This window comes from Pseudonocardia sp. DxW (assembly GCF_058448985.1).
In genome coordinates this window covers 219,405-242,382 of record NZ_JBZFLK010000007.1, presented here as the reverse complement: position 1 = coordinate 242,382, position 22,978 = coordinate 219,405, and the positions used below count along the sequence as shown (strand labels likewise).

Here is a 22,978-nt window from a genome sequence, read left to right as displayed (position 1 = left end):
GGAAGGAGATCGACGTGCACACCCGAACCGCGGTCGTCGCGTCCCAGGTGGGCCTGCACGCCCGCCCCGCCGCCCTGTTCGCCCGGGCCGCCGGCGCCACCGGCGTGCCGGTGACCATCGCCGTGCGCGGCGGGGACCCGGTCGACGCCCGCAGCGTGCTGAACGTGCTCACCCTCGGCGTCGGGCACGGCGACGAGGTGGTGCTGGCCGCCGACGGCGACGGTGCCGAGGCCGCGCTGGCCGGGCTGGTCGGGCTGCTCGAGTCGGGCCTCGACGCGTGACGACGGCTGCACACCCGGCCCGCGCCGCCGGGACCGTCCTGACCGGGCGCGGGGTGAGCCCCGGGACCGCCTGCGCGCCGCTGGCCCGGCTCGCCGCACCGCCGGTCACCTCGGCCGCCGACCCGGCCGGGGCCGACGCCCGGACCGAGTGCGCCCGGATCGACGACGCGCTGGGTGCGGTCGCCGCCGACCTGCAGGCGCGCGCCGGGACCGCGGACCCGGCCGCGGCGGGCGTGCTGGAGGCGACCGCGGCGATCGCGCTCGACCCGACGCTCGCCGCGGCCGCGCACCAGCGGGTGCGGGCCGGGACGCCGGCCGCGCACGCGGTCACCCTCGCCGTCGAGGAGTTCTGCACCCGGCTCGCCGGGCTGGGCGGGTACCTCGCCGAGCGCGCCACCGACGTCCGCGACGTCGGGCACCGCACGGTCGCCCGGCTGCTCGGGGTCGCGCCACCGGGGCTCCCGGCGCCCGGGCACCCGGTGGTGCTGACCGCGGCCGACCTGTCCCCGGCCGACACCGCCGCGCTGGCCGGCAGCGACGTCGTCGCACTGCTCACCGAGCAGGGCGGCCCGACCAGCCACACCGCGATCATCGCCAGGGCGCTCGGCCTGCCCGCCGTCGTGGGCTGCCCGGACGCCGCCCGGATCGCCGCCGGCGCCACCGTGCTGCTCGACGGTGCAGCGGGCACCGTGCAGGTCGACCCGCCGCCCGCCGCCCGGGCGGCGGCCGCCGCCCGTCCGGTCGCCGGGCCCGGGCGGGCGAGCGGCCCGGGCCGCACCGCGGACGGCGCCGCGGTGCCGCTGCTGAGCAACATCGGCACCGAGCGGCAGGCGCTGGACGCCGCGGCGGGCGGATCGGAGGGCATCGGGCTGCTGCGCACCGAGCTGCTGTACCTCGACCGCGGCACCGCCCCGACCCGCGCCGAGCAGCGCGACCAGCTGCTCCGGATCCTGCGCGCGTTCGGGTCGCGGCGGGTCGTCGTCCGGACCCTGGACGCGGGCTCGGACAAGCCGCTGCCGTTCCTGCCGCTGGGGGAGGAGGCCAATCCGGCGCTCGGGGTGCGCGGACTGCGCACCGCGGCCGGGCACCCGCAGCTGCTCACCGAGCAGCTGGCCGCGATCGCCGAGGCCGCCCGGGAGGCCGGGCGCGGCGTCGACGTGATGGCGCCGATGATCGCCACCGCCGCCGAGGCGGCCCGCTTCGCGGAACTCGCGCGGGCGGCCGGACCGCTGCGGGCCGGCGCGATGATCGAGGTGCCCGCCGCGGCGCTGCGGGCCCGCGAGCTGTGCCGGACCGTCGACTTCGTCAGCATCGGCACCAACGACCTGGGCCAGTACCTGATGGCCGCGGACCGCACGGTCGGGGCGCTCGGCGAGCTGCTCGACCCGTGGCAGCCCGCGCTGCTCGATCTCGTCGGCCTGGTCGGCGAGGCCGGCCGGGCCACCGGCACACCGGTCGGTGTGTGTGGCGAGGCGGCCGCCGATCCGCAGCTCGCGGTGGTGCTGGTCGGGCTGGGCGCGACCAGCCTGTCCACCGCGCCGGCGGCCCGCGACGCGGTGGCCGCCGCCCTGGCCCGGCACGACCGGGACACCTGCCGTCGCGCCGCCGACCTGGCCCGCGCCGCCGACGGCCCGGCGGCGGCCCGCGCGGCCGTCGCGGCCCTGCTGGAGCGGACCTGATGCAGCCCGCACCGACCGGACCGGACCCGGCGGCGCCCGATGCGGTGCCCGACCGCCTGCTGCGCGGCACCGTCGTCACCGACGGCCGGACCCTCCCGGACACCGTCGTCGCGATCACCGGCGACCGGATCGTCGCCGTCGTGCCCGCCGCGTCCTGGGCCGGCCCGCCCGGCAGGCTGCCCCCGCCGACCGACCGGCTGCTGCTGCCCGGTCTGGTCGACGTGCACTGTCACGGCGCGGCCGGGCACGGCTTCCCGGACACCACCGCCGCGGGCGCACTGGCGGCCGTCGCGCACCACCGCGAGCACGGCACCACCACGATGCTGGCCAGCCTGGTGTCCGCGCCGGCCGCGACGCTGGCCGACCGGCTGGAGCTGCTCGGCCCGCTGGTCGCCGCCGGGGAGCTGGCCGGGATCCACCTGGAGGGCCCGTTCCTCGCGGTGGCCCGCTGCGGCGCGCACGATCCGGCGGCGATCGTCCCCGGCGACCCGGTGCTGCTGGAGAAGCTGCTCGCCACCGCGGGCGGCACGGTCGCGTCGATGACGCTGGCCCCGGAGACCCCGCGCTACCCGGAGCTGCTCGCCGTGCTGGCCGGGTACGGGGCGCTGCCCAGCATCGGGCACACCGACGCCGACGCCCGGGCCACCGCCGCCGCGATCCGGCGGGCCGGTGGCGCCCCGATGAGCGCGACCCACCTGTTCAACGCGATGCCCCCGGTGCACCACCGCGCCCCCGGGCCGGCCACCGCCTGCCTGGCCGCCGCCGCCCGCGGCGAGCTGGTGGTCGAGCTGATCGCCGACGGCGTCCATCTGTCGCCGGACACCGTGTCCGCCGTGTTCGATCTCGTCGGCCCGGACCGGATCGCCCTGGTCACCGACGCGATGGCGGCCGCCGGCATGCCGGACGGCCGCTACCGGCTCGGCGCGATGGACGTCCGGGTCGCCGACCGGGTGGCCCGGCTGGCGGCCGCGGGCGGCACCGGCGGCCGGGCGATCGCCGGCGGCACCGCCCGGATGATCGACGTGCTGCGCAGCACGGTGACCGGCAGCGGGGTGCCGCTCGCGGCCGCCGTCACCGCGGCGACCCGTACCCCGGCCCGGCTGCTCGGGCTCGACCACGAGATCGGCTCGCTGGCCGCCGGGCACCGGGCGGACGTGCTCGTCACCGATCCCGCACTGCGCCCGGCCGAGGTCCTGCGGTGCGGGGCGACCGTCACCGGCCGGTCCGGCCCGACCCCGAACCGAGAGGTGTGACCGTGCACGTCGTCGTCCTGCCCGATCCCGCCGCCTGCGGTGCGGCGGTGGCCGACGCCGTCGCCGACGCCGTGACCGGTGCGGCGGGCGGACCGGTGAACCTGGGCCTGGCCACCGGCAGCTCGCCGCTGCCGGCCTACGCCGAGCTGATCCGCAGGCACCGGCGCGACGGGCTGTCGTTCCGCGGCGCCCGCGCGTTCCTGCTCGACGAGTACCTCGGCCTGCCCCGCGACCATCCCCAGTCCTACCGGCAGGTGATCCGGCGCGAGCTCACCGACCATCTCGACATCGACCCGGCGGCCGTGCACGCCCCGGACGGCACCGCCGACGACCCGGCCGCGGCCGCCGCCCGCTACGAGCGGCTGCTGCTCGACGCCGGCCCGATCGACGTGCAGATCCTCGGGATCGGCCGGAACGGCCACGTCGGGTTCAACGAGCCCGGCTCACCGCCCGGCTCGACGACCCGGGAGGTCACGCTGACCGGGCGCACCCGGGCCGACAACGCGCGGTTCTTCGACCGCCCGCAGGACGTGCCGCACCGCGTGCTCACCCAGGGGATCGGCACGATCGGCCGGGCGGCGCACCTGGTGCTGGTCGCGACCGGCCCGGAGAAGGCCCCGGCGGTCGCGGCCGCGGTGCACGGGCCGGTCGGCAGTGCGGTGCCCGCCTCGCTGCTGCGCGACCACCCGCGTTGCACGGTGGTCCTCGACCCGGCCGCCGCGGCCGGTCTCGGACCCGGCCGGTCCGGCAGGATGTGCGGTACGGGCACCCCGGTCCGCGGCTACCGTTGAGCCCGGGACGGGCCGGAGCGACCGGCCGCCGGGGCGGGCCCGGGACGGTGCGGGGAGGGGACGGTCGATGACGCGGGCAGTCCGGATCGGTGACGGGGTCGTGCCCAAGCACGAGCAGCTCCGCACCCTGCTCGCCGACGCGATCGCCCGCGACTTCGCGCCCGGCGATCCGTTCCCGAGCGAGCGCAGGCTGTGCCTCGACCACGGGGTCAGCCGGGTCACCGTGCGGGCCGCCGTCGGGCAGCTCGAACGCGACGGCCTGCTCACCCGGGTCCGCGGCAAGGGCACCTACGTCGCCGCCCGCACCGCGCGCTCGCGACTGCACCTGGCGTCGTTCCACGACGACATGCGCCGGCTCGGGCTGACCCCGACCACCGTGGTGCTCGAGGTGTCCCACGTCCCGCCGTCGGCGGACGCGGCGAAGGCGCTGAACCTGGGACCCGACCAGCGCTGCTACCGGGTGCGCAGGCTGCGGGTCGCCGACGGCGTCCCGATGTCCATCGACGACGCCTGGTACAACGCCGAGCTGGCCCCCGGCCTGGACCGGCACGACCTCAGCGGCTCCATCTACGGGATCCTGCTGGAGCACTACGAGCTGCCGATCGACCGGGCCGAGCAGAGCGTCGCCGCCCGGGAGGCCGACGAGGCGTCGGCCGTGCTGCTCGGGATCGCGCCCCGGGAGCCGATCCTGGTGTTCGACCGGACGGCGTCGTCGGGCGACCGGCCGGTCGAGTACACCGTCTCCCGCTACCGCGGCGACCGCTACGAGCTGCACATGTCCCTGGACCGGGAGTGGACCTGAGGTGATCAGCGGCTGATAGGTTCCGCCGCATGCCCGACGTGCGCCGCGCGGTGTGCCCCGGTTCCTACGACCCGCCGACGGTCGGCCACCTGGACGTGATCGCACGCACCGCAGCACTGTTCGACGAGGTGTTCGTCGCGATCCTGGTGAACCCGCGCAAGCAGGGCATGTTCGAGATCGACGAGCGGGTGCAGATGCTCACCGAGATCACCGCGGACCTGCCGCAGGTCCGGGTCGAGGCGTTCTCCGGGCTGGTCGTCGACTACTGCCGGGAGCGCGGCGCCCAGGCGATGGTGAAGGGCCTGCGCGGGGCCACCGACTACGACTACGAGCTGCCGATGGCGCACATGAACCGGCACCTCACCGGCGTCGAGACGCTGTTCCTGCCCGGCGCGCCCGGCCAGGTGTACGTCTCCAGCTCGCTCGTCAAGGAGGTCGCGCGCGGCGGCGGCGACGTCACGGCGTTCCTGCCGCCGAGCGTGCACGAGCGGCTGGTCGAGCGGTTGCAGGGTTGAGCCGGACGCTTCGCGTTCGTCTGTGTGGGGGTCACCCTTGCGGAACTTGACACGCGCGAGTCGCGGGTAATAACGCGCCGTGCCGGTGGCCGGTGCGATGATCCCCCGCGTGTACCGGGTCTTCGAGTCGCTGGATGCGCTGGTGACAATCGTCGAGGACGCTCGCAGCGTCCCGATGACGTCGAACTGCGTGGTCCCGCGCGGCGACGTGCTGGAGCTGCTCGACGACGTCCGCGAGGCGATCCCGGGCGAGATGGACGACGCGCAGGACGTCCTCGACCGCCGGGACGAGGTGGTGTCCGAGGCGGAGCGGGAGGCCGAGGAGACCCGGTCCGCGGCGGGCTCCGAGGCCGAGGAGACGCTGCAGAACGCGCGCACCGAGGCCGAGCGGCTGGTGTCGGAGGCCCAGGAGGAGGCGGCCCGCACCCTCGCCGAGGCCCGGCACGAGGCCGAGCGCGCCGTCGCCGAGGGCCGCAGGCAGTACGCCGAGCTGACCGACCGGGCCCGCGACGAGGCCGAGCGGATGACCCACGCCGGTCGCGCCGCGCACGACCGGCTGCTCGCCGACGGCCAGAACGAGCAAGCCAGGCTGGTCGCCCAGACCGAGGTCGTCCGGGCCGCGCACGCCGAGTCCGGCCGGATCGTCGACGCCGCGCACGCCGAGTCCGACCGGCTCCGCCGGGAGTGCGACGAGTACGTCGACACCACCCTCGGCGAGCTGGAGACCACCCTCAACAACGCGCTCGGCGTCGTCGGGCGCGGCCGCAGCCAGCTCTGGCGCGGCCAGGGCGGCGGCTACGGCTACGGGCCCGACGGGGGCCCCGGCGGCTACCCGCACAACGGCCGGACCGGCACCGGGATGGACCTCATCGACTGACCGGTGCGCCCGGCCCCCCGGTCACTGCGCGCCCGCCCACTCCGCGACCCGCGCCTGGTTCTCCTCCGGCGAGAGGTCCTCGACCCGGCACAGCACCGCCCAGCGGATCCCGTACGGGTCCACCACCGAGGCGAACCGGTCCCCGGAGACGAAGGTGTCCGGCACCTCCCGGACGGTGCCGCCGGCCTCGGCGATCACCCGGACGGCCGCGTCGACGTCGGTGACGTACACGGCCAGCGACATGCCGACCGGATGGTCGCCGGGTGCGGCGGCGGTCAGCCCGTAGTCGGGAATCGGGTCGCTGACGGTGAACCGGCCGCGGGCCAGCTCCAGCTCGGCGTGGCCGACCAGCCCGCCCCTCTCGGTCACCGAGACACTCCGCGCGCCGAACGCGGCGCAGTAGAGTGCGATCGCCTCACAGGCGGGGGAGGCAACCAGGTGCGGGGTCAGCGAGGTGCTCACGTGCGGCAGGCCGCCGGTGGTGTGCTCGCCGGTGGCGGGGGTGACGGTGTCGGTGCTCATGGGACGAGCCTGCCCCGGGCCCGTCCGGCGTTCTTGAAGATTCCCGACAGGGCGGGAGGGCGGCCGTGGTCGAGTCCCGCGGCCACCTGAACCCGGGCGGGCCGGACGTCGCGCTGAGCCGGTTCCCGATCGGCCTCGACGAGCTCGTCCGGTGGGCCTGGGTCGCCCGGTGGGACGTGCCCGACGGCGCCACCCGGCCGCAGCGGGTGCTGCAGTACCCGGCGTTCAACCTGGTCACCGAACCGGCCGGGGCCTACCTGTACGGGCCGCGGACGGTGGTCGACGTCCGCGAGCTGACCGGCCGGTCCTGGGTGGCGGCGGTGCTGCTGCGGCCGGCCGCGACGCCGCTGCTCACCGCGACCCCGCCCGCCGCGCTGCGCGGCTCGTCCGAGCCGTTCCCCGGCGCGCCGGTCGCGGCGCTGACCGCCGCCGTGCACGACGCGACCGATCCGGACCGGTCGGTCGCGGCGGTGCTGCGCGACTGGCTCGCACCGGCCGCCGCCCGGGTCGGCGACGCGGGCCGGCTGGTGAACCGGGCCTGCGCGCTCGCCGAGGAACGAGCCGACGTCGTCCGCGCCGACCAGCTCGCCGAGGAGCTCGGGATCGCCCCCCGCACCCTGGAGCGGCTGGTCCGCGGGCACGTCGGGCTGACCCCGCTGTGGCTGATCGAGTGCCGCAGGCTGCAGCACGCGGCCGCCGCGCTGCGGCTCGACCCGGACACCGACCTGGCCGCGCTGGCCGCCGACCTCGGCTACGCCGACCAGGCGCACTTCACCCGCCGCTACCGCGCCGTGGTGGGGGAGACGCCGGGCGCGACCCGGCGCGCGGCCCGCGCCGGACGATGATCGGAAACGTTCCGCGGGACAACGCCGTCGTACTACTCTCCGTGCATGGCACGCCGGCCCGAGCCCGATCCGACGACCTGGTGGGAGCGCTACGGGCACCGGCTGGAAGGACCGCCCGTGACATCCCGCCCCCTCCCGCAGGCCGCAGCCCCGGTGCTGGACGAGGCCGACGTGCTGCGCCCGCGCGTCGAACGGCCGGGCACCGGCTGGCGGCGCGCCCTGCACGACCTCACCGGCGGCCGGCTGAGCCCCGGCCCCGGCGAGGCCGAGCTGCACCGGGCCGCGCTGCTCGCCCGGATCCGGGGCCCGCTGCCCGGATCGCACCGGGTCGCGGTGATGTCGGTGAAGGGCGGCGTCGGCAAGACGACCGTCGCCGCCTGCCTCGGGCTCACCCTGGCCGAGCACCGCGGCGACCGGGCCGTCGTGCTGGATGCCAATCCGGACGCCGGCACCCTGGCCGACCGGCTCACCGGCGACCCGCGGGTCACCGTCCGGGACCTGCTCGACGATCTCGACGGCGTCACCACCTGGACCGACGTCTCCCGCTACACCAGCCTCGCCGGACGGCTGCAGGTGCTGTCCTCGGAGCAGGACCCGGCGTCCGGCCAGGCATTCCGCCGCTACGAGTACGAGCGGGTCTGCGACCTGCTCGGCCGCTACTTCAACGTCATCGTCACCGACTCCGGGACCGGTCTGGTGCACTCGGCCATGGAGGGCACGCTGGCCCGCGCCGACTCGGTGGTGGTGGTCGGCGCGCCGACCGCCGACGGCGCCGGGCGCGCCGGGCGGACGCTGGACTGGCTGACCGCGCACGGCCACCAGGCGCTGGCCCGGGACGCCGTCGTCGTGCTGTCGTGCGACCGGCAGAGCGCCGAGGTGGACACCGGCCGGATCGTCGAGCACTTCGCCGGCCGCGCCCGCGGGGTGGTGCAGGTGCCGCACGACCCGCACCTGGCCACCGGCGGGCGGATCGACCCGGCCCGGCTGCGCCCGGCGACCGCGGCGGCGTTCCTGGAGCTGGGTGCGCTGGTCGCGGACGCGTTCGACGCGCGGGTGCGCTGAGATCGTCCGCCGCGGCGGCGTACCCTGGTCCGGGACATGAGCACGCAGCGCACCCCCCGATCCAGGCCCGCCCGTCCCGACGACGACCCGTGGGTGGTCAGCACCCGCGAGCTGGCCCGCCGCCCCGGGACACAACGCACCGTCGCGCGGACCGTCCCCGCGCCCTCGGGTGACGAGGCGATCGGGCTGGTCGGGGTGATCGCCGTCCCGGACGGGTCGGACGTCGATCTCGACGTGTCGCTGGAGTCGGTCACCGAGGGCGTCTACGCCTCGGGGACGGCATCGGCCCGGCTGGAGGGCGAGTGCTCGCGCTGCCTGGACCCGCTGTCCGACGACGTCGTGGTCGCCTTCGGCGAGCTGTTCGCCTACCCGGCCTCGGTCACCGAGGAGACCACCGACGCCGACGAGATCCCGCGGCTGGTCGACGAGCGGATCGATCTCACCCAGACCGTGCGGGACGCGCTGGTCACCGACCTGCCGATGGCGCCGCTGTGCAGGCCCGACTGCCCCGGGCTGTGCGAGGGCTGCGGTGAGCGGTGGGCCGATCTCGCGCCCGATCACGGGCATGAGACACTGGATCCTCGTTGGGCGGCGCTCCGTGAGCGCCTGCCCTCCACCGAGTGAGCCGGTGCCCCTCGCGGGCCGGATCCCGGTGAGCAGACAGACTGAACGTCTCAGAACCGAGGAGTGTCATCATGGCCGTCCCCAAGCGCCGGATGTCGCGGTCCAACACGCGGGCTCGCCGGTCGCAGTGGAAGGCCACTGCACCGAACCTGGTCGCCTGCTCGAACCGCGCGTGCCGGGAGCCGAAGCTGCAGCACATCGCCTGCCCGACCTGCGGTCAGTACGACGGCCGGCAGGTCACCCGTCCGGCCTGACCCGCCTGAGGTGGGCGAGAAGAGTGTGACCGGTCCGGCGACGGACCGGTCTCCTCTGCTGTCCGCGCTCGGCGTGGAGCTGGACGAGGAGCTGCTGGTCCTCGCGCTCACGCACCGGTCGTACGCCTACGAGCACGGTGGGCTGCCGACCAACGAGCGCCTGGAGTTCCTCGGCGACTCGGTGCTGTCCATCGTGATCACCGAGCGGCTCTACCGGGACCACCCGGACCTGCCGGAGGGGCAGCTCGCGAAGCTGCGGGCCAGCGTCGTCAACATGCACGCGCTGGCCGGCGTCGCGGCCGCACTGCCCGCCCCGGACGGGCGCACCGGCATCGACGGCACCCGGCTGGGGCTCGGCGCGTACCTGTTCCTGGGCCGCGGCGAGGAGCTGACCGGCGGCCGGACGAAGGCCAGCATCCTGGCCGACGCCACCGAGGCACTGCTCGGCGCCGTGTACATCCAGCACGGCCTGGAGCCGTCCCGGGAGCTGATCCACCGGCTGTTCGACGACCTGCTGCGCAGCGCACCGCTGCTCGGCGCCGGTCTGGACTGGAAGACCAGCCTGCAGGAGCTGACCGCGGCCGGCGGGCACGGCGTGCCCGAGTACCGGATCGACGAGGAGGGCCCGGACCACCTGAAGGTGTTCACCGCGACGGCCGTCGTCGCCGGGCGGGACCTCGGGACCGGGGCCGGGCGCACCAAGAAGGAAGCCGAGCAGAAGGCGGCCGAGCTCGCCTGGCGGGCGCTGTCGGCGGAGCAGAGCTCCGGCTCCACGCTCTGACCGCGCGCCGTGCCCGAGCTGCCCGAGGTCGAGGTCGTCCGGCGCGGACTGGCCGATCACGTGCTGGACCGCCGGATCGCCGGCGTCGAGGTCCTGCACCCGCGGGCGGTCCGCAGGCACCCGACCGGCCCGGACGACTTCACCGGCCGGCTGGGCGGGCGCACCCTGCGCGCCGCCGCCCGGCGCGGGAAGTACCTCTGGCTGGAGCTCGATACCGCGGACCCCGGTGACGACGCGCTGCTCGCGCATCTCGGGATGAGCGGGCAGATGCTGGTCGCCGATCCCGGGCGTCCGGACGAGAAGCACCTGCGGGTGCGGATCCGGTTCGACGACGACGGCCCCGAGCTGCGGTTCGTCGACCAGCGCACGTTCGGCGGGCTGTCCGTGCACCCGCTGCGGCCGGCGTCGGGCGGCGGGCTCGTGCCGGAACCGGTCGCGCACATCGCCCGCGACCCGATGGACCCGGCGTTCTCCGCGGCCGACGCGGTCGCGGCGCTGCGCCGGCGCCGGACCGAGGTCAAGCGGGCGCTGCTGGACCAGACCGTGGTCTCCGGGATCGGCAACATCTACGCCGACGAGGCCCTCTGGCGGGCCCGGCTGCACGGGGCCCGGCCGACCGACCGGCTGACCCGCGCCCAGGGCCACGCCGTGCTCGACGCCGCGACCACCGTGATGACCGAGGCGCTCGCCCAGGGCGGGACGTCGTTCGACGCGCTCTACGTCAACGTCAACGGGGCGTCGGGGTACTTCGACCGCTCGCTGAACGTCTACGGCCGGGTCGACCGGGCCTGCCGGCGGTGCGGGACGCCGATCCGCCGGGACCACTTCATGAACCGGTCGTCCTTCACCTGCCCGCGCTGCCAGCCCACGCCGCGGGCGCACCGCGCCCCTTGACGACGGGCCGCCGCCGGTGCGGACCGCGCCGCACCCTCTGCTCCGATGCCGCACCCCCAGCACGTCCCCGCACCTGCTCCACCGGGTGCGCGAACCCGCTGGGGGTGCGATTCGCGACGGAAGGGGTGCGCCGTGGCGACCCCGGTGCCCGGCGCGCCCACCCTGCCCGGGTGCAACGCGCTCCAGGCTACTGCGGTTAACGTAGTACTCTCCGGTGCGGAAGGAAGGGGGGCGATGGACACCAGCCAGCTGTTGAAGGGCGTACTCGATCTCGCGGTCCTGGCCGTGCTCGAACGGGCCGACGGCTACGGCTACGAGGTCGTGCGCGCGCTGCGCGGCGCCGGGCTCACCGAGGTCGGCGACGCCTCGGTGTACGGCACGCTGCGCCGGCTCTACGGGGCCGGGCTGCTCACGTCCTACGTCGTGCCGAGCGAGGAGGGGCCGCACCGCAAGTACTACGCGATCAACGAGCCGGGCCGGGAACGGCTGCGGGAGACGACGGACCGGTGGCGGGCGTTCGCCACCACGATGAACGGGCTGGTGGGCGCGTGATGGCCGAGACGGACGACCCGACGACGCGGATCCCCGACGGGACCACCGCCGACTACCTGGACGGCCTGCGGTCCGCCCTGGCCGATCTGCCGCCCGGCGAGGTCGAGGAGATCGTCGAGGACGCCCGCGGGCATCTCGCGGAGCTCGCCGCGGAGCTCGGCGAGGGTTACGACCGGGACGCGGTGCAGGAGCGGCTCGGGACCCCCGCGGCGTACGCGGCCGAGTTGCGGGCCGCGGCCGGGTTCGGCACCGCACCGGAGAGGTCCCCGGCGCACCGGGGCCGTTGGTCGGCCCGGTTCGCGGTGACGGCGCTGGTGGTGGGCGTCCTGATCGCCGTCGTCGGCGGGCTGGTGGTCCCGTCCGGTGTGCTGGGGCTGATCGTCGGGCTGGTGGTGGCGCTGATCGGGCTGCTGCCGGTGCTCGGTGACGGCCCGCGGCTGCCCTCGGTCGCGGCCCTGGGTTCGGTGTCCGCGCTGAACCGCGGCCTGCGGCCCGGACCGGAGGGTGCGGGCTCCGCACCGGAACCGGCGGGCCGCGGCGGCCGGATCGACGTCCCGGTCCTGCTCGCCGGGCTGCAACCGGGCTGGTGGGTGCTGCGCGCGGTGCTCGCGGGCGGCACGCTCGCCTACCTGTTCGCCGGGCAGGGCCCGACCGCGCTGGTGACCGGCGCGGTGCTCGGGCTCGTCGCGATCCCGCTGTCGTTCGCGCTGGGCGCCCGCACCCGGGCCGACCGGCGGCTGCTGTGGGCGGTCGTGCCGCTGAACGCGTTCGCCGCCGGGGTGCTGCTGGGCGCGGTGCACTCGCTCGCGTCGCCGCCGTGGGACGGCGGCCAGGCGTCCTGGGTGCAGCCCGGCCTGCTCCGGGACGGGGAGCCGGTCACCGACGTGCGCCCGTTCGACGCGCAGGGCAACCCGCTGTCCGGGGTGTACCTGTTCGACCAGGAGGGCCGCCCGCTGGCCGTGCAGGACATCGGCTGCATCCCGGCCGAGCGGCCCGGCGGCGGGGTGCCGGCGGCCGAGCCGGGCCCGTACCCGCGGGGCGACCGCACGCCCGATCCGGTCACCGGCGAGTGCGTGACCACCCCGCCGGAGCCGCTGATCGTCACGATCCCGGGCGGTGCGACCGCGCCACCGGCACCGGGGCCGGGTCCCACCGGCTGACGGCCGGGGACCGGGGCCGGGCGCGCACGGGGGGTGCGCGCCCGGCCCGCGGTCACAGCCAGCCGTTGCGCCGGAACATCGTGTACAGCACCAGCGCGAGCGCGAGCATCATGCCGAACGCCATCGGATAGCCGAACGTCCAGCTCAGCTCGGGCATGTGCTCGAAGTTCATCCCGTAGATGCCGGCGATCAGGCTGGGCGCGAAGAGGATCGCCGCCCAGGACGACACCTTCTTCATCTGCTCGTTCTGCGCGAACCCGGCCTCGGTCAACCGGGTCATCTCCTCGTTCTGCCGCTGCGCGACGAGGGTGGCGTTGACGGTGAGGATGTTGCCCAGCAGGTCACGGAAGCCCTCCACCCGTTCCCGGACCCGGGTCGCGTGGTCGATCACGTCGCGCATCGCCCGGCGCAGCTCCAGATCGGGGCTCGGCCCGGACTTCGCGAACCGGCCGCGCAGCTCTCCGAAGATCTCCTGCAACGGCTCGACGGCCCGCTGGAACGCGATCACCTCGCGGGTCAGCTGGTAGATCCGCCGGGAGACCTGCGGGTCGCCCCGGAACACCTGCTCCTCGATCTGGTCGATGTCGTCCTGCAGGCCGTCGAGGACGGGGGCGTAGTCATCGACCACCCGGTCCAGCACGGCGTAGAGCACCGCCATCGGGCCGTGCGCGAGCAGCTCCGGGTCGTTCTCCAGCCGCTCGCGGACCTCGCCCAGCTCCGGCTCTACGGCGTGCCGGACGGTGATCACGAAGTCCGGGCCGAGGAACAGGTGGACCTCGCCGATCTGCACGACCTCGTCGTGGTCGACGTAGCGGGCCGGGCGGAGCACGACGAACTCGGTGTCGCCGTAGCGCTCCATCTTCGGGCGCTGGTGGGCGTTCACGGTGTCCTCGACGGCGAGCGAGTGCAGGTCGAACTCCTTCGCGACCTCGCGGATCTCGTCGTGGTCCGGTCGGAGCATCCCGATCCAGCAGAACCCGCCGGACGACGCGTCCACCTGGTCGCGGCGGCAACGGTGCAGCTCGGCGAGCGCCCCGTCCACCGACGCCGGCGCCGCGGCCCGCCTGCCGTCCACGTACACCGCGTTGTCGATCACCGACATGCTCCGCCACCTCCCGGACTCCCCGGCCCGGTGCCCCCCGGCCCAGCAGAGGGTAACGAGTGCTTCCCGCTCGCAACGGGCGCCGCGCGTGACCGGCCCCACGGCGCCGTCGAGGAGCCGTCGACGCGGCCGGGCGCGGCGTCAAACGATGGTCACCGGGACGCCGCGCCGCCCCCCGTGGGACGCACGATCTCGCTCCGGCCGCGGCGGATGTCCCGGTGCGGACCCGGAAGGGGACCTGTGGCCGACGTGGCCTGTCTCGCGCTGGTGCCGGCGTGCTTCGCCGTCCTCGCGCTCGCACTGCACGGGATGGAGAAGCTGTGATCGCCGACGTCGTGGCCGGGCTCGCCGCGCTGGCACTGCTCGTCCACCTGGTGGTGGCGCTGCTGCGTCCGGAGCGTTCCTGATGGCCGTCTGGCCCAGGTGGCGATCCTGGTGGCGCTGATCCCGCTCGCGCTGCGCGGGGTGCGGTACCGGCCGTCGTCGGCGGCTGCGCTGCTGCGCCGCAACCTGCTCGTCTACCGGATCGGCGGGGTGCTCACGCCGTTCGCCGGCATCGCCCTGATCGATCTCGTCGTCCGCCTGGTCCCGGAGGTGTGAGGTGCTCGCCATCCTGCGCAGACAGGCCGCAGCCGGCCTGCGGCTGCTGCTGGTCATGGCGGTGCTGTGCGGCGTCGTCTATCCGCTCGGGATCTGGGCGGCCGCCCGGCTGCCCGGCCTCGCGGGCGGCGCCGATCCGGAGCTGCTGGCCGTGGTGACCCTGCGCCGGGAGCTGATCGCGGCCCGGAAGGGGACCCGGCCCGCGGCGGTCCGGGGTGACGCGGTGACGGCGTCGGCGTCCGGCCTGGACCCGCACACCAGCCCCGGTTACGCCGCGCTGCAGGCGCCCCGGCTCGCCGGGTCACCGGACTGCCGCCCGCGCTGGTGGCGGAGCTGGTCGCCGGCGCCGCTGACGGCCCTACGTTCGGGATGCTCGGTGAGCCGCGGGTGAACGTTCCCGACCTGAACGCCACCGTGCTGAACGCCACCGTGCTGAACGCCACCGTGCTGAACGCCACCGTGCTGAACGCCACCGTGCAGGACGCCGCCCTGCGCGGGGCCGCTGGGATCGGGGATTCCGCGGGGGTGGCGCCGGTTGCCAGAACGGTCCGGTGAACAGGGGTGAGCTGCGGATCCACCTCGGTGCGGCGCCCGGGGTCGGCAAGACCTTCGCCATGCTCGCCGAGGCGCACCGGCGGCGCGACCGGGGCACCGACGTCGTCGTCGGGGTCGTCGAGACGCACGGCCGGGAACGAACCGCCGCCCTGCTGGAGGCCTGGAGGTGCTGCCCCGCCGGCGCGTCCAGCACGCCGGGACAGTGCTCGCCGAGTGGGGGATCCTGGAGCTGCTGGTGCGGCACCGCGGCAAGCTGGTCGGCCAGCGGCAGGTGCTGCACGAGGTGTGGGGCCCGTGCTACGACGCCGAGACCCACTACCTGCGGGTCTACCTGGCCCAGCTGCGGCGCAAGCTCGAACCGGTGCCCGCCCGCCCGCGATCCCTGATCACCGAGGCCGGGATGGGCTACCGGCTCGACGGCTGAGCTGTGATCTCACCGCCCGACGTGCTCAGCGCCCGAAGTTCTGCGTCCAGTACCCGCCGGCCAGGCCGACGCCGATCGTGGACAGCGAGCAGTCGAGGATGTTCTTCCGGTGCCCGGGCGAGGCCATCCAGTCGGCGACGACGGTGGCAGCGTCCGGCTGCCCGGCGGCGATGTTCTCCGCGCCGGGGGAGGGGTAGCCGGCCGCGGTCATCCGGTCGGCGAAGTCCCGGCCGTCCCGGCTCTCGTGCGAGAAGTAGCTGTTCGCGGCCATGTCCTCGCTGTGCCCCTCGGCGGCCGCGTTGATCCGCGGGTCCACCCGCAGCGCGCTGCAGCCCGCGGCCGCCCGCTCCACGTTGGTGAGCTCCACGACCAGCGCGAGCTGCCCGGTGAGCCCGGCCGCGGCCGGCACCGGGTGACCGGCGTCGCCCGCCGCCCCGCCCGCGTCCGCCCCGGGGCGCGCGGTGGCTGTGGTGTCTGCGGGGTCCCGCGCCGCCGCGGCGTCGAGCGCAGCCCGGTGCGCCTGCGCGGCGGCGACCGCGGCCTCGGCCGGGATGGTGGCGAAGGCGTCCCGGGCGGCCCGCGCGGCGTCCAGCGCCGGCGGCGGCGCCGGGTCCGCCGGGGCCGGTCCGGCCGTGGGCAGCGCGGCCGATGCTGCGCCGACCGGGCGCAGCGGGACGGTCTCCTCGACCGGGCCCACCGGTCCGGGCAGCCACGTACCCAGCGGGGTGAGTGGCGCCGCCATGGCCAGCACGGCACCCGCACCGACGCCGCCGAGCACGGCTCTGGTGGCGCGCGGTGTACGTGATCTTGTCACGGTCGGGTAACGTACCAGCACTGTGAGTAGCAGCACAGATTCGGCCGTTCGGCTCATCGCATGGGTCCAGGGAGACGTACAGGGCGTCGGTTTCCGCTGGTGGACCCGCGCCCGCGCACTGGAGCTCGGACTCGTCGGGCAGGCCCGCAACCTGCGCGACGGGCGGGTCGCGGTGACCGCGGAGGGTGACCGGGGGGCCTGCGGGCAGCTGCTGGACCTGCTCCGCGGACCGGACACCCCGGGCCGGGTGACCGCGGTGGCCGAGCAGTGGGGCGAGCCGGCAGGCGCGTTCGAGGGCTTCACCGAGGCCTGAGCCGGGCACCGGGCGTCACGGCCGGGAGATCACCGACGAGTTCCTGTCGGTACCGGGGTCTACAACGGTGCACACCGGCTTGAAGGAGCGCGCCATGGCGGTCTCGATGAACCCGTACCTGCACTTCGACAACGCCTCCCGGCAGGCGATGGAGTTCTACCGCTCGGTGTTCGGCGGTGAGCTGAGCATCATGACCTTCGGCGACATGGGCTCCGAGGGTCCGGTGCCGCCGCCGGACGGGGTGATGCACGCCTACCTGCATACACCGGACGGCTTCGTGCTGATGGCGTCCGACGGCGACCCGGAGCGGCCGGTCGGGGCCGATCCGGCGGGCGTCTCGATCAGTATCTCGGGCGACGACATCGGCCGGCTGGAGGGTTGGTTCGGCGCGCTCGCCGACGGCGGCGTCGTCGACGTGCAGTTCGAGAAGCAGATGTGGGGCGACGTGTTCGGTCAGGTCACCGACCGGTTCGGTGTGCGCTGGCTGGTGAACGCGACGGCGCCGGCGGCCTGACCGGCGCCGGGCGGGTCGTCCCGGGTGGGCGCCCCGCCCCCGGTAACCTGGCGGCTTCCCCCGCAGCTGGAGTCCGCACCCGTGCACCTGAAGACGCTGACGATGAAGGGCTTCAAGTCCTTCGCCTCGGCCACCACGCTGCGTCTGGAGCCGGGGATCACCTGCGTGGTCGGGCCCAACGGCTCGGGCAAGTCCAACGTGGTGGACGCGATCAGCTGGGTGCTCGGCGAGCAGGGCGCCAAGGCGCTGCGCGGCGGCAAGATGGAGGACGTCATCTTCGCCGGCACCTCCGGCCGGTCGCCGCTGGGCCGTGCCGAGGTCACGCTGACGATCGACAACAGCGACGGCGCGCTGCCGATCGACTACTCCGAGGTCTCGGTGACCCGCCGGATGTTCCGCGACGGCGCCGGCGAGTACGAGATCAACGGCTCCCGCGCCCGGCTGCTGGACGTCCAGGAGCTGCTGTCCGACTCCGGCATCGGCCGGGAGATGCACGTGATCGTCGGGCAGGGCCAGCTGGACGGCGTGCTGCAGTCCAAGCCGGAGGACCGGCGGGCCTACATCGAGGAGGCGGCCGGGGTCCTCAAGCACCGCAAGCGCAAGGAGAAGGCGCTGCGGAAGCTGGACGCGATGCAGGCCAACCTGACCCGGCTCACCGACCTCACCGCCGAGCTGCGCCGCCAGCTCAAGCCGCTGGGCAGGCAGGCCGAGATCGCGCGCCGGGCCCAGTCGGTGCAGACCGAGCTGCGGGACGCCCGGCTCCGGCTGGCCGCCGACGACGTCGTCACCCTGCAGGGCGAGGTCGCCCGCGAGGAGGCCGGCCAGGAACAGGCCCGGCGGCGCCGCGCCGAGGTCGAGGAGCAGCTCGCCGAGGCCCGGGAGAGCGAACAGGCGCTCGCCGCCGCCCTCGCCGAGGACGCGCCGCGGCTCGCCGCCGCCCAGGACACCTGGTACCAGCTGTCCGCGCTGGCCGAGCGGTTGCGCGGGACGGTCCGGCTGGCCCAGGAACGGGTCCGCCACCTCACCTCGTCGGAGGCCGCCGAGCGCACCCCCGGCCGGGACCCGGACGAGACCGAGGCCGAGGCGGACGCGATCGCCGAGCAGGAGGAGGAGCTGCTCGCCGCGGTCGCCGAGGCCCGGCGCCGGCTCGACGAGGTGGTCGAGGAGAAGGCCGAGCGGGAGCGCACCCTGGCCGCCGCGGAGCGCGAGCACCGGGCGGCGGTCCGGGCGCTCGCCGACCGGCGGGCCGGCATCGCGACCCTGGCCGGCAAGGCCGACGCGCTGCGCTCCGGGGCGGCGGCGACCGCGGAGGAGATCGAGCGGCTGTCCGAGGCGCTCACCGAGGCGGCCGCCCGGACCGAGCAGGCGCGGGCCGAGCTGGAGTCGGCCCGGGAGTCGCTGGGCGTCGGACCCGGTGACGGTGACGGTGACGGGGACGCGCTCGCCGTCCGGGTCGAGCAGGCCGAGGCCGCACACCGGGCGGCCGCCGAGCGGGTCGCCGAGCTGGTGCGCGCCGAGCGGGACGCCGAGCAGCGCCGGGCGCACTGGCGGGCCCGGGTGGACGCGCTCGGCGTCGGCCTGGTCCGCCGGGACGGCACCGGGGCGCTGCTGGACTCCGAGCCGGACGGGCTGCTGGGCGCGGTCGCCGAGCTCGTCGTCGTCGATCCGGCGGGGCGGGCCGCGGTGGCGGCCGCGCTCGGCGAGGTCGCCGAGGGCGTCGCGGTCGCGTCGCTGCCGTCGGCGGCCGCCGCACTGCGCGCGCTGCGCGCCGGGGACTCCGGCCGGGCCGCGCTGCTGGTCGGTGGCGACGGCACCGCCGCCGGGCCGCCGGTCCCGGTCGCCGCCCCGGCGGGCGAGCCGCCGGCGGGCCGGTGGGCGGCCCGGTTCGTCACCGCGCCGCCCGCGCTCGGCGCGGCGCTCGCCGCACTGCTGCACGACGTCGTGGTGGTCGACGACCTGGACGCCGCGGCGGCCGTGCTGACCGCCCGCCCCGGGCTGACCGTCGTCACCACCGACGGCGACCTGCTGACCGCGCACGCCGCCCGCGGCGGCGCCGGTGCGGGGGAGGGCGCGCTGCAGCTGCAGGCCGCGGTGGACGACGCGATCGCCGAGCGGGACCGGGTGGACGCCGAGCTGGAGTCGCTGCGGCCGACCTGCGAGGGCGCCCGGGCCGAGGAGCGGGCCCGGGCCGGTGACCTGGAGCAGGCCAGGGCCGCGGTCACCGAGGCGGAGAAGCGGCGCTCGGCCGCCGCCGCCCAGCTCGGCCGGCTGGAGCAGGTCGTCACCTCGGCCGGTGCGGAGGCGCAGCGGCTGCGCGAGCGGCGCGACACCGTGGAGGCCCGCCGCTCGGAGTCGCTGATCGAGCTGGAGGCCGCCGAGCACCAGCTCTCCATCGCCGAGGACGTCCCGGTCGACGACGAGCCGGACACCGAGCTGCGCGACGAGGCCGCCGAGCGGGTCGAGGAGGTCCGCTCCGAGGAGGTCGAGTGCCGGCTGGCGCTGCGCACCGCGGAGGAGCGGGCCCGGGCGATCGCCGGCCGGGCCGAGTCGCTGCGCCGGCAGGCGCAGTCCGAGCGCCAGGCCAGGGCCCGGGCCGCGGCGGCCGCGCAGGAGCGGGAACGGGCCGGCGAGATCGCCCGGCTGGTCGTCGACGCGGGGGAGACGGCGGTCGCCCGGATCGAGCTCTCGCTCGCCGCCGCGGCGGCGGAGCGCGACGAGATCCAGGCCGCCCGGGCCGACCGGGACCGGGCGCACCGCGAGGCCCGGGACGCGACCACCCGGCTGACCGCGCTGCTGGAGAAGCTGACCGACGCCGTGCACCGCGACGAGATGGTGCGCCAGCAGACCCGGATGCGGCTCGAGCAGCTGACCGAGCGGGTCCTCGCCGAACACGGCATCGGCATCGACGACCTGGTCGCCGAGTACGGGCCGGACGTGCCGGTCCCGGCGTCGGAGGCGGAGACCGCCGAGTACGAGGCCGCCCGCGAGCGCGGCGAGCAGGTGTCGGCGCCGCCGCCGGTGCCGTTCGACCGGGCCACCCAGGAGCGCAGGCTCAAGCGGGCCGAGAAGGACCTTGCCCAGCTGGGCAAGGTCAATCCGCTGGCGCTGGAGGAGTTCGCCGCGCTCGAGGAGCGCTACCGGTTCCTGTCCACCCAGCTCGAGGACCTCAAGAACACCCGCCGCGACCTGCTCACCGTGGTCCGCGAGGTGGACGACAAGATCCTCCAGGTCTTCACCACCGCCTACCACGACGTGGCCAGGGAGTTCGAGACCGTCTTCGCGACGCTGTTCCCCGGCGGCGACGGCCGGCTCGTCCTGACCGATCCCGAGGACATGCTGACCACCGGCATCGAGGTCGAGGCCCGGCCGCCCGGCAAGAAGGTGAAGCGGCTGTCGCTGCTCTCCGGAGGCGAGCGGTCGCTGACCGCGATGGCGCTGCTGGTCGCGATCTTCCGGGCGCGGCCGTCGCCGTTCTACGTGCTCGACGAGATCGAGGCGGCCCTCGACGACGTCAACCTCCGCCGGCTCATCTCGCTGCTGGAGGAGCTGCGCTCGGCCAGCCAGCTGATCGTCATCACCCACCAGAAGCCGACCATGGAGGTCGCCGACGCGCTGTACGGCGTGTCCATGCGCGGCGACGGCATCACCCAGGTCATCTCGCAGCGGCTGCGGCCCGCCTCCTGACGTCCGGCCCGCGCCGCGTCCCGGTGTCGCGCGCGGCCGGGAACCCGGGCGTGGCAGGGTTGTGCGGGTGACCACGCAGACCATCTGGATCGTCGTCGCGGTCGTCGTCGCCGTGCTGCTCGTCGCCGTCCTCGCCGGGGTGCTGATCGCCCGGCGACGGCGGATCAGTCTGCGCTCCGACGACGAGTCGACACCCGAGCTCGAGACCGACCGGCAACCCCCGCGCGGCGGCAGCTACCAGGCCGGCGGCGGGTTCGACTTCGCCTCGGGGACGGCCACGGCACCCGAGCGCCCCGCCGGACCCGAGCGCCCCGGCGCCGGACCCGACGGCGCGGCTCCGGACTCGCCCCCGGGCACCGACCGGGCCCCGGGCTCGCGCCCGGGCACCGACCCGGCCCCCGGCTCGCGCCCGGCCTCCGGCTCGCGCCCGGCCTCCGATGCCGCGACCGGCACGGCCGCCGGCACCGGCACGGCCACCGGCACCACCGGCACCACCGGCACGGCCGCCGGCACCGCCACTGGCACTGCCACCGGATCCGGCACCGACTCCGGCTCGGGCACCGACTCCGGCGCCGGTACGGCTCTCGACGAGGGCCCGACCGCCGACGAGGTGCGCACGCCGCCCGGCGGCACGCCGGTCGTCGGCGGCGCGACCGAGGCCCGGACACCACCCGGGGGCATCCCGGTGAGCACCGCGCCGCCGGTCACCTCCCGCCGGTCGCCGAGCGGCCCGACCGTCCGGACCGAGCCCACCCCGGCAGCTCCGGCGGACCGGGGTAGCGGCGCACCCGGCGAGAGCCGGGTCATCGACACCGCCGGCGAGAGCCGGGTCATCGACACCGCCGGCGAGAGCCGGGTCATCGACACCGCCGAGGCCAGCAAGGACCCGGAGACGCGGCAGCTCGCCCGCCCGGACGTCGCGCCCGGCGGCGGTCCGGCCGCGGACGCGGGGGCCACCGAGCAGCTCCCGGCGCCCGACGGGGCGGTCACCGAGCAGCTCCCGGCGCCCGGGACCGGGCCGACCGCTCCGACCGCTCCGGTCGCCCGTCCGGACACCGGCACGGCGCCCGGCGGTACCGCACCGACCACCCCGGCCCCCACCGCCGACCCGGCCGCCGCCACCACTCCCACCGAGGACATCGCCCCCGCCGAGGGCCGGATCGGCCGCCTGCGCGGCAGGCTGTCGCGTTCCCGGTCCGGGCTCGGCCAGAGCCTGCTCGGCCTGCTCGGCGCCGGTGACCTCGACGACGAGTCCTGGGAGGACGTCGAGGCCACCCTGCTCCAGGCCGATCTCGGCCCGGAGATGACCGCGGAGATCACCGAGCGGCTGCGCGAGCAGCTCGCCGCCCGCGGCGTGCGCACCGCCGAGCAGGTCCGCCAGACCCTGCACGACGTGCTGGTCGAGGCGCTCGACACCGGCCAGAACCGGTCGGTGCACGCGCTGCCGCACGACGGCCGTCCGGCGGTGCTGCTCGTCGTCGGCGTGAACGGCACCGGCAAGACCACCACCACCGGCAAGCTCGCCCGGGTACTCGTCGCCGGCGGCCGCCGGGTCACCCTCGGCGCCGCGGACACGTTCCGCGCGGCCGCGGCCGAGCAGCTGGTCACCTGGGGCGAACGCTCCGGGGCCGGGGTCGTGCGCGGCCCCGAGGGCGCCGATCCGGCGTCGGTGGCGTTCGAGGCGGTCAAGCGCGGCACCGACGACGCCGTCGACGCCGTCCTGCTCGACACCGCGGGCCGGCTGCACACCAAGACCGGTCTGATGGACGAGCTGGGCAAGGTCAAGCGGGTGGTGGAGAAGCAGGCCCGGGTCGACGAGGTGCTGCTCGTGCTCGACGCCACCACCGGCCAGAACGGGCTCACCCAGGCCCGGGTCTTCGGCGAGGTCGTCGACGTCACCGGGATCGCGCTCACCAAGCTCGACGGGACGGCCAAGGGCGGCATCGTGTTCCGGGTGCAGCGTGAGCTCGGCGTCCCGGTGAAGCTCGTGGGTCTCGGCGAGGGGCCGGACGATCTCGCGCCATTCGAGCCGAAGGCGTTCGTGGACGCTCTGCTGAACTGATACAGAAGCCGGCCACGA

At 76.0% G+C, this 22,978-nt stretch carries 25 protein-coding genes and 3 pseudogenes; 25 read left to right on the top strand and 3 right to left on the bottom strand.

What is annotated here, in order from left to right; all coding sequences use genetic code 11:
- The first annotated feature begins 14 nt into the window (after nt 1–14).
- The 7 genes from ACVJO7_RS13580 (at nt 15) to ACVJO7_RS13550 (ending at nt 6,198) form a co-directional block, all read left to right on the top strand.
- A complete protein-coding gene (locus ACVJO7_RS13580) occupies nt 15–281 on the top strand; it encodes an HPr family phosphocarrier protein (protein WP_491673152.1) in 267 nt (88 codons plus the stop codon).
- On the top strand, nt 278–1,960 hold the full coding sequence (locus ACVJO7_RS13575) for a putative PEP-binding protein (RefSeq protein WP_491673151.1): 1,683 nt from the start codon (nt 278–280) through the stop codon (nt 1,958–1,960). Before ACVJO7_RS13580 ends, ACVJO7_RS13575 begins: the two co-directional genes overlap by 4 nt.
- Complete coding sequence (locus ACVJO7_RS13570; protein ID WP_491673150.1) at nt 1,960–3,213, top strand: N-acetylglucosamine-6-phosphate deacetylase; 1,254 nt, start codon at nt 1,960–1,962, stop codon at nt 3,211–3,213. Before ACVJO7_RS13575 ends, ACVJO7_RS13570 begins: the two co-directional genes overlap by 1 nt.
- A gap of 2 nt (nt 3,214–3,215) precedes the next feature.
- Complete coding sequence (locus ACVJO7_RS13565; RefSeq protein ID WP_491673149.1) at nt 3,216–4,004, top strand: glucosamine-6-phosphate deaminase; 789 nt, start codon at nt 3,216–3,218, stop codon at nt 4,002–4,004.
- 67 nt (nt 4,005–4,071) lie between these two features.
- Nucleotides 4,072–4,806 (top strand): GntR family transcriptional regulator, encoded by a 735-nt coding sequence (locus ACVJO7_RS13560; protein WP_344028476.1) that lies wholly within the window; start codon nt 4,072–4,074, stop codon nt 4,804–4,806.
- A 29-nt stretch (nt 4,807–4,835) separates the two neighbouring features.
- Complete coding sequence (gene coaD, locus ACVJO7_RS13555; RefSeq protein ID WP_344028479.1) at nt 4,836–5,321, top strand: pantetheine-phosphate adenylyltransferase; 486 nt, start codon at nt 4,836–4,838, stop codon at nt 5,319–5,321.
- Nucleotides 5,322–5,430: 109 nt separating this feature from the next.
- Entirely contained in the window at nt 5,431–6,198 is a 768-nt protein-coding gene (locus ACVJO7_RS13550) for a DivIVA domain-containing protein (RefSeq protein WP_491673206.1), read from the top strand.
- A gap of 21 nt (nt 6,199–6,219) precedes the next feature.
- On the opposite strand, the gene ACVJO7_RS13545 is transcribed toward ACVJO7_RS13550, so the two are convergent.
- Nucleotides 6,220–6,720, bottom strand: coding sequence for a VOC family protein (locus ACVJO7_RS13545; protein WP_491673148.1), 501 nt, complete (start codon nt 6,718–6,720; stop codon nt 6,220–6,222).
- Nucleotides 6,721–6,785: 65 nt separating this feature from the next.
- Between ACVJO7_RS13545 and ACVJO7_RS13540 the strand changes: the two genes are divergently transcribed.
- The 8 genes from ACVJO7_RS13540 to ACVJO7_RS13505 all read left to right on the top strand — a co-directional run bounded on the left by ACVJO7_RS13540 (nt 6,786) and on the right by ACVJO7_RS13505 (nt 12,892).
- Nucleotides 6,786–7,565, top strand: coding sequence for an AraC family transcriptional regulator (locus ACVJO7_RS13540; RefSeq protein ID WP_344028485.1), 780 nt, complete (start codon nt 6,786–6,788; stop codon nt 7,563–7,565).
- 117 nt (nt 7,566–7,682) lie between these two features.
- Nucleotides 7,683–8,627, top strand: a complete 945-nt coding sequence (locus ACVJO7_RS13535; protein ID WP_491673147.1) for a MinD/ParA family ATP-binding protein — start codon at nt 7,683–7,685, stop codon at nt 8,625–8,627.
- Between the two features lie 36 nt (nt 8,628–8,663).
- Nucleotides 8,664–9,251, top strand: coding sequence for a YceD family protein (locus ACVJO7_RS13530; protein WP_491673146.1), 588 nt, complete (start codon nt 8,664–8,666; stop codon nt 9,249–9,251).
- Between the two features lie 71 nt (nt 9,252–9,322).
- Nucleotides 9,323–9,505, top strand: a complete 183-nt coding sequence (rpmF, locus tag ACVJO7_RS13525; protein WP_085912377.1) for a 50S ribosomal protein L32 — start codon at nt 9,323–9,325, stop codon at nt 9,503–9,505.
- A 10-nt stretch (nt 9,506–9,515) separates the two neighbouring features.
- The gene (gene rnc, locus ACVJO7_RS13520; RefSeq protein ID WP_344028497.1) at nt 9,516–10,286 is read left to right on the top strand and encodes a ribonuclease III; all 771 of its coding nucleotides are present in this window, start codon (nt 9,516–9,518) and stop codon (nt 10,284–10,286) included.
- 9 nt (nt 10,287–10,295) lie between these two features.
- Nucleotides 10,296–11,180: a bifunctional DNA-formamidopyrimidine glycosylase/DNA-(apurinic or apyrimidinic site) lyase gene (gene mutM / locus ACVJO7_RS13515; protein WP_491673145.1), complete on the top strand. Its 885-nt coding sequence runs from the start codon at nt 10,296–10,298 to the stop codon at nt 11,178–11,180.
- Between the two features lie 234 nt (nt 11,181–11,414).
- Nucleotides 11,415–11,732, top strand: coding sequence for a PadR family transcriptional regulator (locus ACVJO7_RS13510; protein WP_344028503.1), 318 nt, complete (start codon nt 11,415–11,417; stop codon nt 11,730–11,732).
- Nucleotides 11,732–12,892, top strand: coding sequence for an HAAS signaling domain-containing protein (locus ACVJO7_RS13505; RefSeq protein ID WP_491673144.1), 1,161 nt, complete (start codon nt 11,732–11,734; stop codon nt 12,890–12,892). Before ACVJO7_RS13510 ends, ACVJO7_RS13505 begins: the two co-directional genes overlap by 1 nt.
- A 52-nt stretch (nt 12,893–12,944) precedes the next feature.
- Here the strand turns inward: ACVJO7_RS13505 and ACVJO7_RS13500 are convergent, their stop codons facing one another.
- Nucleotides 12,945–13,994 (bottom strand): magnesium and cobalt transport protein CorA, encoded by a 1,050-nt coding sequence (locus ACVJO7_RS13500; RefSeq protein ID WP_491673143.1) that lies wholly within the window; start codon nt 13,992–13,994, stop codon nt 12,945–12,947.
- A gap of 218 nt (nt 13,995–14,212) precedes the next feature.
- Between ACVJO7_RS13500 and ACVJO7_RS13495 the strand changes: the two genes are divergently transcribed.
- The 6 genes and pseudogenes from ACVJO7_RS13495 to ACVJO7_RS13470 form a co-directional block, all read left to right on the top strand.
- A complete protein-coding gene (locus ACVJO7_RS13495) occupies nt 14,213–14,401 on the top strand; it encodes a potassium-transporting ATPase subunit F (protein WP_491673142.1) in 189 nt (62 codons plus the stop codon).
- Nucleotides 14,402–14,417: 16 nt separating this feature from the next.
- Complete coding sequence (locus ACVJO7_RS13490; protein WP_491673213.1) at nt 14,418–14,594, top strand: hypothetical protein; 177 nt, start codon at nt 14,418–14,420, stop codon at nt 14,592–14,594.
- Nucleotides 14,595–14,649: 55 nt separating this feature from the next.
- Nucleotides 14,650–14,948: pseudogene (locus ACVJO7_RS13485) on the top strand (potassium-transporting ATPase subunit C); the annotation flags it as partial.
- Nucleotides 14,949–14,981: 33 nt separating this feature from the next.
- Nucleotides 14,982–15,149, top strand: coding sequence for a hypothetical protein (locus ACVJO7_RS13480; RefSeq protein ID WP_491673212.1), 168 nt, complete (start codon nt 14,982–14,984; stop codon nt 15,147–15,149).
- Between the two features lie 59 nt (nt 15,150–15,208).
- Nucleotides 15,209–15,268: pseudogene (locus ACVJO7_RS13475) on the top strand (hypothetical protein); the annotation flags it as partial.
- A gap of 92 nt (nt 15,269–15,360) precedes the next feature.
- Nucleotides 15,361–15,573, top strand: a pseudogene (locus ACVJO7_RS13470) (winged helix-turn-helix domain-containing protein); the annotation flags it as partial.
- Nucleotides 15,574–15,598: 25 nt separating this feature from the next.
- Here ACVJO7_RS13470 and ACVJO7_RS13465 read toward each other — a convergent pair.
- Nucleotides 15,599–16,387 (bottom strand): CAP domain-containing protein, encoded by a 789-nt coding sequence (locus ACVJO7_RS13465; protein ID WP_491673141.1) that lies wholly within the window; start codon nt 16,385–16,387, stop codon nt 15,599–15,601.
- A 22-nt stretch (nt 16,388–16,409) separates the two neighbouring features.
- On the opposite strand from ACVJO7_RS13465, the gene ACVJO7_RS13460 reads away from it, so the two are divergent.
- From ACVJO7_RS13460 to ftsY, 4 genes are all read left to right on the top strand, one after another.
- Complete coding sequence (locus ACVJO7_RS13460; protein ID WP_344028530.1) at nt 16,410–16,700, top strand: acylphosphatase; 291 nt, start codon at nt 16,410–16,412, stop codon at nt 16,698–16,700.
- Between the two features lie 94 nt (nt 16,701–16,794).
- Nucleotides 16,795–17,214: a VOC family protein gene (locus ACVJO7_RS13455; protein ID WP_491673140.1), complete on the top strand. Its 420-nt coding sequence runs from the start codon at nt 16,795–16,797 to the stop codon at nt 17,212–17,214.
- An 81-nt stretch (nt 17,215–17,295) separates the two neighbouring features.
- Entirely contained in the window at nt 17,296–20,898 is a 3,603-nt protein-coding gene (gene smc, locus ACVJO7_RS13450; RefSeq protein ID WP_491673139.1) for a chromosome segregation protein SMC, read from the top strand.
- A gap of 805 nt (nt 20,899–21,703) precedes the next feature.
- Nucleotides 21,704–22,960: a signal recognition particle-docking protein FtsY gene (gene ftsY / locus ACVJO7_RS13445; protein ID WP_491673205.1), complete on the top strand. Its 1,257-nt coding sequence runs from the start codon at nt 21,704–21,706 to the stop codon at nt 22,958–22,960.
- The last annotated feature ends 18 nt before the right edge of the window (nt 22,961–22,978 follow it).

Bases quoted from the DNA above. Each gene is read 5' to 3' on its own strand.
- ACVJO7_RS13570 (WP_491673150.1), top strand. From the start codon at position 1,960: ATGCAGCCCGCACCGACCGGACCGGACCCGGCGGCGCCCGATGCGGTG.
- ACVJO7_RS13560 (WP_344028476.1), top strand. From the start codon at position 4,072: ATGACGCGGGCAGTCCGGATCGGTGACGGGGTCGTGCCCAAGCACGAG.
- coaD (WP_344028479.1), top strand. From the start codon at position 4,836: ATGCCCGACGTGCGCCGCGCGGTGTGCCCCGGTTCCTACGACCCGCCG.
- ACVJO7_RS13545 (WP_491673148.1), bottom strand. From the start codon at position 6,720: ATGAGCACCGACACCGTCACCCCCGCCACCGGCGAGCACACCACCGGC.
- ACVJO7_RS13530 (WP_491673146.1), top strand. From the start codon at position 8,664: ATGAGCACGCAGCGCACCCCCCGATCCAGGCCCGCCCGTCCCGACGAC.
- rpmF (WP_085912377.1), top strand. From the start codon at position 9,323: ATGGCCGTCCCCAAGCGCCGGATGTCGCGGTCCAACACGCGGGCTCGC.
- ACVJO7_RS13510 (WP_344028503.1), top strand. From the start codon at position 11,415: ATGGACACCAGCCAGCTGTTGAAGGGCGTACTCGATCTCGCGGTCCTG.
- ACVJO7_RS13505 (WP_491673144.1), top strand. From the start codon at position 11,732: ATGGCCGAGACGGACGACCCGACGACGCGGATCCCCGACGGGACCACC.
- ACVJO7_RS13500 (WP_491673143.1), bottom strand. From the start codon at position 13,994: ATGTCGGTGATCGACAACGCGGTGTACGTGGACGGCAGGCGGGCCGCG.
- ACVJO7_RS13455 (WP_491673140.1), top strand. From the start codon at position 16,795: ATGGCGGTCTCGATGAACCCGTACCTGCACTTCGACAACGCCTCCCGG.